The organism is Pseudoalteromonas sp. PAR1 (genome assembly GCF_947311895.1).
Lineage (GTDB): Bacteria > Pseudomonadota > Gammaproteobacteria > Enterobacterales > Alteromonadaceae > Pseudoalteromonas > Pseudoalteromonas lipolytica_C.
Map to the genome: position 1 here is coordinate 103,189 of NZ_CAMZMY010000001.1, position 12,389 is coordinate 115,577.

Here is a 12,389-nt window from a genome sequence, read left to right on the forward strand (position 1 = left end):
TCTCTCAAAAGACAATTAAAAAATTTGCCCAAATGCTAGCACAGCACGGGCTATAATCGAAGTGTAAAGCCGCTTTATGCAGCGACTTTATCTAAATAAGCAATGATATCGTTTGATTCATACAACCAAGTTACTTGGCCGTTTTCTTCAATACGTAAACAAGGCACTTTGATTTTTCCGCCCTGCTCTAAAAGCTCTTGGCGAAATTGCTCGTTACTTTTGGCATCACGAGTTTCAACTGAAAGACCTTGACGCTTAATTGCACGACGAACTTTCACACAAAATGGGCAGGCCTTAAATTGATATAACTTAAATTGTGATGTCACTGAATCAAGCGCCGCTTGCTCAGCAGCCGGACGCTTTTTACTACGTGGCGTGAATACAAAATCAAAAAACAAAATGATGCGGCCTAACAACCAACGAACAAACTTCATCTCACCTTCTCATAGGGTTCTAAAAATAGTGGCCAATTTTAACACAGCAAGAGACGCTGCAACAGGCTAAAACAGCTCTATTGAGTCATCACTGCATTGAGAATCTGGGATATCTAATTCAGAATAGGCTGTAACACAATTTCTGCCTTTGTTTTTTGAGTGATACAAGGCTTGATCGGCTTTTTGCACAAGACTGGCAACCATTTCAAACTCATAAATCGGCATAAAACCGCTACTCACGGTTAAGTTACCCACTTGCGGGAACGGGTATTCGGCAACACATCCGCGAAAACGATTGAGCGCATTACGTGCATCTAACTCGTCGCTTGCTTGAAATAGCACTGCAAACTCTTCACCACCGTAACGAAACACGTAATCTTCAATACGAAAGTTATTTTTTAACAGTTGAGCGACTAACAAAATCACTTCGTCACCGATAACATGGCCATAGTTGTCATTCACTTTTTTAAAGTGGTCAATGTCAACAATAGCAAGATACCATTGGCGATGATGGGGATCTAATTCGCTTTGTCCTTTTACAGTAGTTGATGCGATATCGATGACTTTTTTATCAAAAGTTTGCCTGTTAAGTAACTCAGTGAGGGGATCCAATTGTGATTTATAAAGCAGCGCTAGTTGGTTGGCATAAATGTTGAGCATATAAATTGCCAACATACTACATCTCTCTGACAACTCTTTTTCTGACTCAACAACAAGCACGCCAACCACATTACCCATGTAATAAACAGGTATGTAAGTCGAAATAAAGCCATAGTTTCGACTTATACGAATTTTGTTACGGCTAACCTTATCAATAAGTTCATTAACTTCAGACTCAGTAAGCTCTTCTATCAACGAGTCTTTATTTAGTAGACGGGCTGGGAAACCGGGTTTGAAGACTTTGTTAATATAGATTGCATAGCGCGAAAACTCTTCCAATTCGCTCACAGATTTTATAAGCGCCTCGTCAAGTCCAGCCTCTTCTTCTTGTTGCGTAATTTCTACAAACCAGTCATGTCCGCAAGCGTTAGACGCCATCTATAAAGTCCCCAAAACTATATATAACTTTAGTTTAGTTAACTTTATCAGAAATACTAAAAAACTATAACAAAATCATATCATCTCTGTGAATAACTTCACTGCTCGGCGCAAACGCAAGCAACTGGGTGATTTGCGATGAATGGCAACCTTTAATTTGATCAATTTCTTGATGATTAAAATTAACGAGACCTTTAGCAATACACTGGCCTTGACTCGTCACTACTTCAATCACATCACCACGTTCAAATTGCCCTCGCACTGTTTTTACGCCTTTAGCCAAAAGGCTTGCGCCACGTTCTTTAAGCGCGGCGCTTGCGCCATCATCAATCACTAATTGTCCGCTACTTTTAGGCCCAGCAAGAAGCCACTTTTTACGGCCATCTTTTGGTGCGGTGAGTTTTAAAAATCGTGTACCTGGGAGCTTATCGGCCATGCAATTTAAAATCACATTTTTGCCAGCGCCTTTGGCAATAATGACTTCAACACCGGCGCGACGTGCAATATCGGCCGCTTGCAGTTTGGTTGCCATACCTCCGGTACCTAGGGTTGTGCCACTGCCACCAGCGAGCTCTCTGAGTTCATCATTAATATGCGTCACTTCATTGATGAGTGTGGCATTCACATCAGAGCGCGGATCACCGGTAAATAAACCTTCTTGGTCAGTTAGCAGTAACAGCTTTTCTGCATTTGCTAAAATTGCGACTAAAGCAGATAAGTTATCGTTATCGCCGACTTTAATTTCGGCGGTGGCCACGGCGTCGTTCTCGTTAATAATTGGTACCACATTATGAGCGAGTAGCGCATTTAAGGTATCGCGGGCATTTAAGTAACGTTCACGGTCTTCTACATCGGCGCGGGTCAAGAGCATTTGCCCAACATTCACTCCATACAAAGCAAACAAGCTCTGCCAAATATGAATAAGCTGCCCTTGGCCGATAGCGGCAAGCATTTGTTTTTCAATCAAAGAACGACCACAGGAAGTAATAAGTTGCTCGCGACCTGCGGCAACCGCGCCACTTGATACTAAAACAACCTGATAACCCTGCTTTTTTAACTCGCAACATTGGCGAACAAGTTCAACCATGTGTGCTTTATCTAATTTGTCGGTACCGCCTGTCAGCACGCTTGTGCCCAGCTTTACAACAACGACGTGTGGCCTTTGCATTTGATTCTTATATTCTGTAATTAAAATAGAGAATTTATATATACCAGCTAACAGTTTTTGAACAAGTTAAAAAAATTCATGCTAGGATCGCGCTCTCGTTTTTTTACTCAATAGCGACACCTATGCCAGCCAGTTTATGCTTAATTATTGCGACCTTTTTATGGGGTAGCTCATACATTGCTTTAAAGCATGCAATCAATGTTTATGATCCCGTATTAGTCATTTTTTTAAGAATGCTAACCACATTATTGATTAGCTTATGTTTATGGCGCTATGTGATCCGCTTTAAGTTCAAACAAGGTGACTGGAAGTATTTAATTGGTATGTCACTGGCTGAGCCTTGTTTTTATTATTTATTTGAAGGGCATGCTCTTGAATATACTTCGGCATCGCAAGCTGGGGTAATTGTCTCTTGTTTACCAATTATCGTCGCTATTTTGGCGTTCTTAATATTAAAAGAGTACATCAGTAAAGCCATCGTCGTTGGTTTTACCTTGTGTATTGGTGGCAGTATTTTATTAACGCTATTATCACCAAGCACAGAGCAAGCCCCTAACCCACTGCTCGGTAACTTTTTAGAATTGATGGCGATGGTGTGCGCCGCCTTTTATACCGTCAGTGTAAAGCACTTAGTGACCCGCTATTCACCACTTACTTTAATTGCAATTCAAGGGTTTAGTGGTAGTTTGTTCTTTGCGCCTTTTTTATTTTTCATCGAACTACCCAGCGAAAATCAGCACGATTTAAGTGCCCTATTGAGCATTTTATATTTAGGCTCATGTGTCACTTTAGGCGGCTATGGCATGTACAACTACGCCATTAGTAAGGTGTCGGTATTAACTGCTGCTGCTTATTCAAACCTCATTCCAATTTTTGCGTTAATTTTGTCAGCTATTTTACTTGGCGAAGTACTCACACTATGGCAATGGGTGAGTATTGCAGTGGTATTCGCCGGTGTTATTGTTAGTCAACGTCATCAAGAGCTGAAAGTTGACGTAGACGACGATAATTTATCAGCCGACACCAATAGCCTAAACTCTGTCCCTGAAGCTAACGAGTCAAAAGGGTAACAGGTTAATAAATAAAGGCCTGATTGTGCTAAGAAGCCCTGTTCGCTTTGATGAATAATATCAATGCTACGAACTTGATAGTGCTCAATCTGGCCATTTTGCAACTGCATACTGAACTGCTCACCCACTGCGACATGTTTTAAAAATGCAAAGTGGGTGTCGTTATGGCCAGCTATTAACACCCCTTTTGAGCTGCCAAGTTCACCGCTTGGCAAAAAATGCCCGGGGGCAAACGCGAGGTTTCGCCCCGATGCACCAGCAAGTACAGTCACCTCTTGCTGCTGACTTGGCCAATTTATATGTGCAGTGACATAACCATCGGCGTAAAACCAAGGCCTTACTTGCTCATTAGGACTTTGCAAAGCTTGCTGCCAAGCAGACTCAATCAGAGCCTGTGCCAGCCACGCTTTCGCCTGCATATATCCGCCATTAACAAACAATGCGATGCCAAGTAAGGCGCTGCAAACTGGCAGCGCTTTTTTTAGCGCCGCCATTGCCATAACCATGAGAATGTAAGCAGCAGCAACCCAAGTAGCATAAACACTCGGCTTTGTCCGTCGGTTTGCGGTAGCGTCATGCCGTTAGGAAGTTTGTTTCGCACTTGCATTGAACGCTCTGCAACCTCATTACCCGCGTAGTTATCAACTGCAATAAAGGCTGTAAAAGGGCTAAGTAAATGATGCTGAAGTGCCAGTGCTTCGACTTCTGCGCGTACCGCCTGTTTTTCGTTATAAAGCAGCAGCGATTTAATTTTTTGTCTGGCCCAGAGTCTAGCGATACCTTCGCCGTGTGCAGCATTGGCAGTTGCTAAATTAATCGTCATTGGTCCTGTGTTTGTCTGCCCCTTTAATGTTAAGTGCTGACTGCCATCAAGCTTCACGGCAACCAAAACCGGCTCTGAAAAATACAAGTCAGGTAATGGCGATGGCCAATACTCAAGGGCTGCTTTGTCGCCTTCAAGAGCAAGCTCAGTAACTGCTGGATGCGCCAGCTTATCAAAAAGTAGCTGCATTTTTGGCTGTACTTGGCTGGTGCTACTAATAAAAGTGAATGTACCACGGCCAATATCTGCAGCTCTGGTCATAAAAAAGCTATTAGGCGCGCTACCAATACCGACGGTAAAGAGTCGGCTGTCACCTAAATCTGTTTGAATTTGTTTAAATAGCTGCGTTTCGTTACCCACACTGCCATCGGTTAAAAACACCACTTGGCGTACAAAGCCATCATGCTGTTTACCATCAAGTACCTGAGTCAGTGCTTTTGCTATTTCGGTGCCGCCATCGGCTTGTAAGCCATAAATGAAGCGCTCTGCACGGCGAATGTTAAAGTCATTGGCAATCATTGGCGTATCACTTAATACCGACACTTCGTTATCAAAGCCTATGATGTTAAAACTGTCATTTTCATCTAATAACGATAAAGCATAAAACAAGGCTTGTTTGGCCTGCTCCATTGATTGGCCATGCATTGAGCCGGAGGTATCAACAACAAATACCATTTCGCGAGGCAGACGAGCTTGCGAGGTAAAGTGATCGCTTGGCGGTACTAACATTAGTAAACCATATTCTTGCCCTGCTACTGTTTCGGTAAAAAATGCAGCCTGTGAGTGGGCTTTATCAAGGGGTTTAAATGTAAGCTCAAAGTCTCTATCCATTGGAACATCACGATTAAGTGATAACTGGTACCGACCAAAACTTGGATTATCAATTTGCAGACCCACTAAATTAGCGCTGATATCACTGAGTTCAAGGCCAATATCCATCGCAATTGCAAGGTTTAGGCTCGCATCAGACTCTTGGCTTTGTGTACGATGAAAAACAGGCTTTAGCCACGCTGATGCCACTTGAGCTGTGTTAGCTGTTGCGTCGTTCTGTTGTTCAGTGCCTTTTGTTTCTAGATTCGCTTTTTGCTGTAGTTCTGCCGTTAAAGGTTCGTAGCGCGGCGTAATAGTGGTTGGAAAACGCAGTGAAAACACACCATCTCGAAAACCGATTATCTCTTGGTATTGCAAGGTAATTTCAATCTCTTCCCCTGCTCCAAGGTTTGCCACATCAGTAGAGAAAATATTCGCACGTTGCTGACGAACTAAAGCGGCGCGTTTACCCTGTTTTTGAGCTTGCTCAAATTGCTGTTCAGCCTGCTGTTTAAGGGCAATGTTACCGGTGATAATGCGCTCACCTATTTGCATTTGCATGGCATGAACAGCACTTTCATCAGGTAACGGAAACACATAACGGGCATTTACTGCAAACGGGTGCGGGTTTTGATAACGTTGTTTAACAACAACATGATTAATAAGCCCAGTGAGCGTCATAGTGACATCGTTTTTCACTAATAAACCCGAAGACACTTGGCTATTTGAATCATCATAAAATCGCAGTTCGGCACTGGCATTGGCTGCAAATGCAGGGTTAACTGCATAACCTAATAAGAGGATAAAAAGGCTCCCAAAAAGGAGCCTTTTGGTACGGTTACTCAACATAATATGTCACTCCATCGACAGATGAATTAGTGGTTACTTTGCGCTGTGCGTAAGCTGCTTTGTGACACAGGGCGTGTCGTTAAGGTTACGCGGCGATCAAACACGTTGTCTTCGTAGTTATTTGAATCGGCAACACTTTGCTGCTCACCAAAGGCAGTTGCGGTTAAGCGGGTATGAGGTACGCCTTGTTTAATTAAGTAGCTTTGCACTGCATTTACACGTTGTTTTGAAAGCATTAAATTAGCCAACTCATCACCACGCTGATCTGCAAAGCCATTTAAGTCGATAGCCAGATTTGGCTGGGCAATCAGTAACTGCGCGACCTTGTCGAGTTGATTAGCAAAGTGTGGGGCTATTTCGCTAGAGCCGGTTTTAAACTGTACCGTCATCGCCAATAAGGTGTTCAATTGGGCTTGTAGTAACTGCTCTTTTTCGTCAGCTAATAGTTCAAGCTGCTCACTTAGGGCTGCGTTATCAGCAATCACTTGTTGGTAATCAGCGGTTTGCTCTTTCATTACAACTAATGCGTGGGCTTGTTCATCAATAGTGTTGTCTGCCGCTTCTTTTTCGCCAATTAAGCCACCAGCAAACGCGCCAATAAATGCACCCACTGGGCCGCCGACTATGCCGCCAACAAGGGCACCTGCACCTAAGCCAATAGCTGTTTCTTTTGGTGTTTCTTGTTTAGTTTGACTCGCAGCGTCTGCAAAAGGGGCTACAGATACAGCAGATGTGATAACAGCGGCAATAATTAATTTTTTCATGGTTTAATCCTTTTTCTACTTAATTGCTTGGCAACATTGGTTGGTGTTGCGAACTTGGTATGGAGCTATTAAAACAAGTCGAAATGGCAATAAAGGGGATCAAAAAAGGCAAACTGCTGAGCAATTGTGGCAGAAAAATGGCAATCGCGTTTTTGCCAGTACGCAAGGCAAAAAATTAGGTATAGTTCGCTATAGAAAGAATTTAAGTAAGTATTAACAATGAAGAAAATAGCAATCGTTGAAGATGAAACAGCAATCCGCGAAAACTACACAGAAATGCTCAGTGCTCAGGGCTATCAGGTTGTAGGCTTTGCTGACAGAGCCAGTGCTGAACTGGCATTTAGTCAATCTTTACCAGATTTAGCCATTGTTGATATTGGCCTTGGCCATGAAGTGGATGGTGGTTTTTTACTTTGCCAAACATTACGCAGTCTTTCTAAAACCTTACCGATTATATTTTTAACCGCCCGCGATAGCGAAATTGATACCGTATGCGGTCTGCGCATGGGAGCCGACGATTACTTAACCAAAGACATCAGTATGGCGCATCTTGCTGCTCGCATTGGTGCCTTGTTTAGACGCCTTGATGCCTTCGATCAACCCGCCGATCAAACCGCTCTTTTGCATCGCGGCCCATTAAAGTTAGATACCCAGCGCATGCAGGTGTTTTGGCAAGAGCAACTGGTTGATTTAACCGTGACAGAGTTTTGGATGGTGCATTCACTTGCGCAGCGTCCAGGCCATGTTAAAAGCCGCAACGAATTAATGAGTGATGCGAAAATTTATGTTGATGACAGCACCATTACCTCGCATGTAAAACGCATTCGTAAAAAGTTTATTGCTTTAGATGATGCATTTGACTGCATTGATACCGTTTACGGTATGGGTTATCGCTGGGAGCAAGCTTAATGCTGCGTTTGGGGCTTAGAACAAAGTTTATTTTCTTATCCTGCTTTTTATTTTTATTGCCTTGGCTTGGCTATGAGTATGTTTGGGAAATGGAAAAGTTCTTAAGACAAGGGCAAGAAAAAACCTTAGTGGGCACCACTCGTGCACTCGCTACCGCATTACATGAACGCCCTGCTTTGTTTGACTCGCAAACCAACTTTTTAGATCAAGTTGTAAAAGGTCGAGATTTATACGCCTATAACCTAAATAACCCGATTCAACTTGATGGTAAATTGTCGGAGTGGCAGCCTTATCAAAGCTTATTTTGGCATTACGACAAGCGCTACTTACAGGGGTTAAGTAATGATCATCAACCAAGTGATCTAAGTTTTGATCACATGGTAGGCAAATACGAAAACTACCTTTATGCGGCATTTAAAGTCACTGATAGCTCACTGGTGTATCGTGCTAAAAATGTGCTCAGCTTTACCCGTAATGATCACTTACAGATCATGTTAAAAACACCTGAAGGTGAGTTTAAAAGTTATGTGGTGGCCGCCCGTCAAGATGGCTGGGTCAATGCTTTTGATGCCAAAACACAAGAGCCGGTCACGAAAATCCAAGGCTACTTTAAAAGCACCGACACGGGTTACAACATAGAGCTGCGTTTTCCGCTTTCTATGTTAGGTAATAAGCTCGGTTTTGCTATTGAAGACTGGGATGAAGACAAGGTTGAGCCTCAGCTTATGTCGACTTCAAACCTGCAAAATCCCAATGATATCGGCTCTGTTTTGGTGCCTTCGCCAGAAATTAACCGTATTTTGAAAGGCATGGGCCACAGTGGTAGTCGAATTTGGGTCGTCGATAACCATCATCGTGTACTTGCGCAATCAGGCTCAATTCATCATGCCGATGGCGTGTGGGCAGACGGCCTAAAAGAGGAGCCCGCAACAACCTGGTGGCAACGCTTTGAGCAAGATTACTTACACCCACTTTACTATAAAATTTTAACTCGCCCAGAAAATGAGTTTATTGATACCTTACATGATGTCGCAGCGATGCAAGGTACTCACATAGCCAGTGCTTTAAATGGGAAACCTGCATCATCATGGCGCTTAACTCCAGATAACAAAGCCGTTATTTTATCGGCGGCCTACCCTATTTGGATCCAAGATAAAGTCATTGGTGCAGTAATCGCAGAAGAAACCACCAACGGTGTGCGCACCCTACGTAATAAATCGTTAGAGAAGCTCTTTAATGTCATTTTAGCGGTGATGCTTGTTGGCACTGTGACACTGTTCTTTTTTGCTTCTAGAATTTCTAGCCGTATTCGCCGCTTACGTGACAATGCCGAGCAAGCTATTGATGCTCAAGGGCGGATCACCGGCAAAATTACTTATGCCGATTCGAATGACGAAATTGGCGACCTTTCTCGCAGTTTTGCTAACATTGTTAGTCGCTTAAGTGGTTATACTGATTACTTAGAAAATATGTCATCGCGACTCTCCCATGAACTTCGTACACCAGTTGCTGTTGTGCGGTCATCGCTTGAAAACCTACAAATGCAGCCGCAATCTGAACTGAGTCAAAAATACCTCGACCGTGCCAGTGAAGGGGTTGAGCGGTTAGGTAAAATTATTACCACCATGAGTGAAGCAACGCGCCTTGAACAAAGTATTCAAAATGCCGAGGCAGAAGAGTTTGACCTGACCAAGGTGATCACCGGCTGCATGCAGGGCTATCAAATAACCTATGGTGAAAGTCTATTTACCTTGTCGCTTGATAAAGAGCCGTTAAATGTCAGCGGCGCACCAGAATTTATTGCGCAATTACTCGATAAGCTCATCAACAATGCACTTGAGTTTAAAACCCCGCAAAGCACAATTTCCGTGAGTTTAACCAAGCAAGATCAACACGCAGTACTAACAATTAGCAACCAAGGTCCTCTATTACCTGATGGATTAGTTGAACATATTTTCGACTCAATGGTCTCAGTGAGAAGTCAGCAACATCAGCAGCAGCCCCACTTGGGTTTAGGTCTTTATATTGTAAGGCTTATTTGCGATTACCATCACGGTAAAGTATTAGCAGAAAATTTAGATGATGGCACAGGTGTTGTGTTTACTGTGGAACTGCCTATTAAATAAGCACATTTGCGTTACATATGATTACAGTTTAGTGGCGCGATATTCACCGATAATTCAGATTACAGGACGTAACATTTGTAATACAAAAGGCAAATTATTTTTGGAGGGCATCATGCGATCTGGATTACAACGTGAAGAGATTGAGTTCATTATGGGGCTATTTAGCTATAATGAAACAACCGATAAACCAGCGGCTCCAAAAAAGCAGCCTGTAAAAGCTGACACCAAAAAAGTTGATACAGCGCAATATAAAGCAAACTACAAAGCAACTTATTTGACCTAGCTAAGGGTAGCTCATTACAATGGCGCACCTTTGGAATATAACGCCTTGTAATGAAAAAACACTCACCTAAAAAAGAACTGATTTTACTGCCCGTTTTGTTCGTGGCTATTTTACTTTGTGTTGCAGGTCACTTCCTACTCCAGCCTAACTACCAAGACAGCCATACCGTTGAGTATTTACTCGCTGCACTGCCATTTGCCTTATTTGGGTTGGTGATTATCGCCTTTAAAGTTGCCAGTAAAAACGATAACCAAGAATAGCTTAAAGCACGTGATAGCCAAACCAATCGGGCTTCATTGCTTGTGCTTGCCCGCTTGGCGTTAATTTGATTGATAAGTTGCTATCTAACAAATCAATCGCAAAACAATCGTCTACATCGTGTAAATCATCTTTATGAAGATGAGTCATTCCAGCCAATAAAGACTCTTTAGCGCGTTGCTTTGCTTCTTCACTGCTACGCGCAACGTACAATGCAAAATCATGTTGTTCAGCAAGGCTATCTGCTCGGTAAGCACCTAAATTTACAAAGTATAGTTTTTCAGCTTGGTGATGCTGGGTATCAACCACTTCGACCTGATAGCCATCAATATGCTGAATTTGCATATAGCTATCCATGTGCACATTGCTTTTATCACCCACCCATTGTGCTTTAAGTTTTGAATAGGTTTGTTCAATGTTATCGCCTACGACAAATCGAACGTCGTGCATTTCAATGTGGCAACCTTGAATACGACCGCCCAGATAGACTAAAAAAAGCGCCATGTTTTTCCTTATATTAAGCTTTCAACATTAATGTTGTGCTTTTTAATTAATTTATAAAAATCTGAGCGATTACGTTTCGCAAGTTTTGCGGCTTCGGCAACATTACCTGCTGACATCTTTAGCGTATTAATTAAATAATCTCGCTCAAATTCTTTTTTTGCATCATTTAACGAAAGCGGTTCAGCAATACTAATATTACTGTTTAATGCACTCTCTACCAACTGAGCTGCAATCACTTTACCCGGTGTAAGAGCTACTACCTGCTCAATCACATTCTGTAATTGACGAATATTACCCGGCCAGTCATAGCGAACCAGTGCATGCATCGCATCGTTGGCAAACTGCTTTTGCTCTTGCCCCATACGTTTAGCAATAAGACCTGCAAAATGCTGTGCTAGCAAACTAATATCTTCTCGGCGTTCACAAAGCGGAGGCAGTTTTAAGTTCACCACGTTTAATCGGTAATATAAATCTTCACGGAACTGCTGATTATTGATTGCCTCAGGGAGGTTCTTATGGGTCGCCGACACCACTCGCACATCAATTGGGATCTCTTCTTGAAAGCCCACAGGACGAATGGTTTTCTCTTGTAAAACCCTCAGCAGTTTTACTTGTAAATTTAGCGGCATATCACCAATTTCGTCTAGAAAAAGGGTACCACCTTGTGCTTGTTGAAACAAACCTTGATGGTCTTTTACTGCACCTGTAAACGCGCCTTTTTTATGCCCAAATAATTCCGACTCTAAAAGCTCCCCCGGCACAGCGCCGCAGTTAATTGCCACAAATGGCCCGTCACTAACATGGCTGTGTTGATGTATTGCTTGTGCAAGCAACTCTTTACCTGTGCCGCTGGCACCAGAGATCAACACATTCACTTGCGTTGGACCAAGCAATCTAACTTGTTCAAGTAAATGCAACATCGCCCCGCTACGGGTGACAATATTAGTTTGTGTCGGTGTTTCATCACCGTGTACACCATGAATTTCGATAGCTTTAGCAAGGCTGTCGAACAGCTCATCTTTATCTACAGGCTTGGTAATAAACGCAAATATACCTTGTTTAGTTGCCTCAACTGCATCAGGTATCGAACCATGTGCTGTCATCATAATCACCGGCATTGAAGGATAACGACTTTGTAGCTGACGGTGCAAAGCCATGCCGTCCATTTCATCCATTCTTAAGTCGGTGATCACCGCATCATAGGTTTGATTTTTTAACGCTTGTAACGCCTCAATACCACTTTCGACTGTGCTTACCTGATAGCCTTTAGATTCAATCCGAATAGCCAGTAATTTTAATAAGCTGGCATCATCATCAACTAATAAAACCCGTGGTTTTGTTTCTTCACTCATG

13 protein-coding genes are annotated in these 12,389 nt (G+C 42.7%); 5 read left to right on the forward strand and 8 right to left on the reverse strand.

The features are described from left to right. Positions 1–74: 74 nt before the first annotated feature. The 3 genes from QL229_RS00460 to proB all read right to left on the reverse strand — a co-directional run bounded on the left by QL229_RS00460 (position 75) and on the right by proB (position 2,640). On the reverse strand, positions 75–434 hold the full coding sequence (locus tag QL229_RS00460) for a glutathione S-transferase N-terminal domain-containing protein (protein WP_135925962.1): 360 nt from the start codon (positions 432–434) through the stop codon (positions 75–77). A 66-nt stretch (positions 435–500) separates the two neighbouring features. Further along, positions 501–1,472, reverse strand: coding sequence for a GGDEF domain-containing protein (locus QL229_RS00465; RefSeq protein WP_281546395.1), 972 nt, complete (start codon positions 1,470–1,472; stop codon positions 501–503). Positions 1,473–1,536: 64 nt separating this feature from the next. Continuing rightward, entirely contained in the window at positions 1,537–2,640 is a 1,104-nt protein-coding gene (gene proB, locus QL229_RS00470; RefSeq protein WP_281546396.1) for a glutamate 5-kinase, read from the reverse strand. Between the two features lie 122 nt (positions 2,641–2,762). Here proB and QL229_RS00475 point away from each other — a divergent pair, with 122 nt between their 5' ends. Next, positions 2,763–3,710: a DMT family transporter gene (locus QL229_RS00475; RefSeq protein WP_138558365.1), complete on the forward strand. Its 948-nt coding sequence runs from the start codon at positions 2,763–2,765 to the stop codon at positions 3,708–3,710. Here the strand turns inward: QL229_RS00475 and QL229_RS00480 are convergent. The 3 genes from QL229_RS00480 to pdsO are packed head-to-tail and all read right to left on the reverse strand — an operon-like array spanning position 3,617 to position 6,956. Further along, on the reverse strand, positions 3,617–4,204 hold the full coding sequence (locus QL229_RS00480; RefSeq protein ID WP_138558366.1) for a class GN sortase: 588 nt from the start codon (positions 4,202–4,204) through the stop codon (positions 3,617–3,619). The genes QL229_RS00475 and QL229_RS00480 overlap by 94 nt on opposite strands. After that, the gene (locus tag QL229_RS00485) at positions 4,192–6,192 is read right to left on the reverse strand and encodes a marine proteobacterial sortase target protein (protein WP_281546397.1); all 2,001 of its coding nucleotides are present in this window, start codon (positions 6,190–6,192) and stop codon (positions 4,192–4,194) included. Before QL229_RS00485 ends, QL229_RS00480 begins: the two co-directional genes overlap by 13 nt. A gap of 26 nt (positions 6,193–6,218) precedes the next feature. After that, the gene (gene pdsO / locus QL229_RS00490; protein ID WP_063703305.1) at positions 6,219–6,956 is read right to left on the reverse strand and encodes a sortase-associated OmpA-like protein PdsO; all 738 of its coding nucleotides are present in this window, start codon (positions 6,954–6,956) and stop codon (positions 6,219–6,221) included. A gap of 219 nt (positions 6,957–7,175) precedes the next feature. Between pdsO and pdsR the strand changes: the two genes are divergently transcribed. From pdsR to QL229_RS00510, 4 genes are all read left to right on the forward strand, one after another. Further along, a complete protein-coding gene (pdsR, locus tag QL229_RS00495; protein ID WP_063527939.1) occupies positions 7,176–7,865 on the forward strand; it encodes a proteobacterial dedicated sortase system response regulator in 690 nt (229 codons plus the stop codon). Next, positions 7,865–9,991, forward strand: coding sequence for a proteobacterial dedicated sortase system histidine kinase (gene pdsS / locus QL229_RS00500; protein ID WP_281546398.1), 2,127 nt, complete (start codon positions 7,865–7,867; stop codon positions 9,989–9,991). Before pdsR ends, pdsS begins: the two co-directional genes overlap by 1 nt. Positions 9,992–10,103: 112 nt before the next feature. Then, positions 10,104–10,274, forward strand: a complete 171-nt coding sequence (locus QL229_RS00505; protein WP_158685596.1) for a hypothetical protein — start codon at positions 10,104–10,106, stop codon at positions 10,272–10,274. A 50-nt stretch (positions 10,275–10,324) separates the two neighbouring features. Next, positions 10,325–10,534, forward strand: coding sequence for a hypothetical protein (locus QL229_RS00510; protein WP_054551195.1), 210 nt, complete (start codon positions 10,325–10,327; stop codon positions 10,532–10,534). A gap of 1 nt (position 10,535) precedes the next feature. On the opposite strand, the gene QL229_RS00515 is transcribed toward QL229_RS00510, so the two are convergent. Beyond that, the gene (locus tag QL229_RS00515; RefSeq protein WP_199526287.1) at positions 10,536–11,036 is read right to left on the reverse strand and encodes a DUF1543 domain-containing protein; all 501 of its coding nucleotides are present in this window, start codon (positions 11,034–11,036) and stop codon (positions 10,536–10,538) included. A gap of 8 nt (positions 11,037–11,044) precedes the next feature. Next, entirely contained in the window at positions 11,045–12,388 is a 1,344-nt protein-coding gene (locus tag QL229_RS00520) for a sigma 54-interacting transcriptional regulator (RefSeq protein ID WP_235383267.1), read from the reverse strand. Between the last annotated feature and the right edge of the window lies 1 nt (position 12,389).

Coding starts and splice junctions, on each gene's coding strand:
- QL229_RS00460 (WP_135925962.1), bottom strand. CDS start 434: ATGAAGTTTGTTCGTTGGTTGTTAGGCCGCATCATTTTGTTTTTTGAT.
- QL229_RS00465 (WP_281546395.1), bottom strand. CDS start 1,472: ATGGCGTCTAACGCTTGCGGACATGACTGGTTTGTAGAAATTACGCAA.
- proB (WP_281546396.1), bottom strand. CDS start 2,640: ATGCAAAGGCCACACGTCGTTGTTGTAAAGCTGGGCACAAGCGTGCTG.
- QL229_RS00475 (WP_138558365.1), top strand. CDS start 2,763: ATGCCAGCCAGTTTATGCTTAATTATTGCGACCTTTTTATGGGGTAGC.
- QL229_RS00480 (WP_138558366.1), bottom strand. CDS start 4,204: ATGGCGGCGCTAAAAAAAGCGCTGCCAGTTTGCAGCGCCTTACTTGGC.
- QL229_RS00485 (WP_281546397.1), bottom strand. CDS start 6,192: ATGTTGAGTAACCGTACCAAAAGGCTCCTTTTTGGGAGCCTTTTTATC.
- pdsO (WP_063703305.1), bottom strand. CDS start 6,956: ATGAAAAAATTAATTATTGCCGCTGTTATCACATCTGCTGTATCTGTA.
- pdsR (WP_063527939.1), top strand. CDS start 7,176: ATGAAGAAAATAGCAATCGTTGAAGATGAAACAGCAATCCGCGAAAAC.
- pdsS (WP_281546398.1), top strand. CDS start 7,865: ATGCTGCGTTTGGGGCTTAGAACAAAGTTTATTTTCTTATCCTGCTTT.
- QL229_RS00505 (WP_158685596.1), top strand. CDS start 10,104: ATGCGATCTGGATTACAACGTGAAGAGATTGAGTTCATTATGGGGCTA.
- QL229_RS00510 (WP_054551195.1), top strand. CDS start 10,325: ATGAAAAAACACTCACCTAAAAAAGAACTGATTTTACTGCCCGTTTTG.
- QL229_RS00515 (WP_199526287.1), bottom strand. CDS start 11,036: ATGGCGCTTTTTTTAGTCTATCTGGGCGGTCGTATTCAAGGTTGCCAC.
- QL229_RS00520 (WP_235383267.1), bottom strand. CDS start 12,388: ATGAGTGAAGAAACAAAACCACGGGTTTTATTAGTTGATGATGATGCC.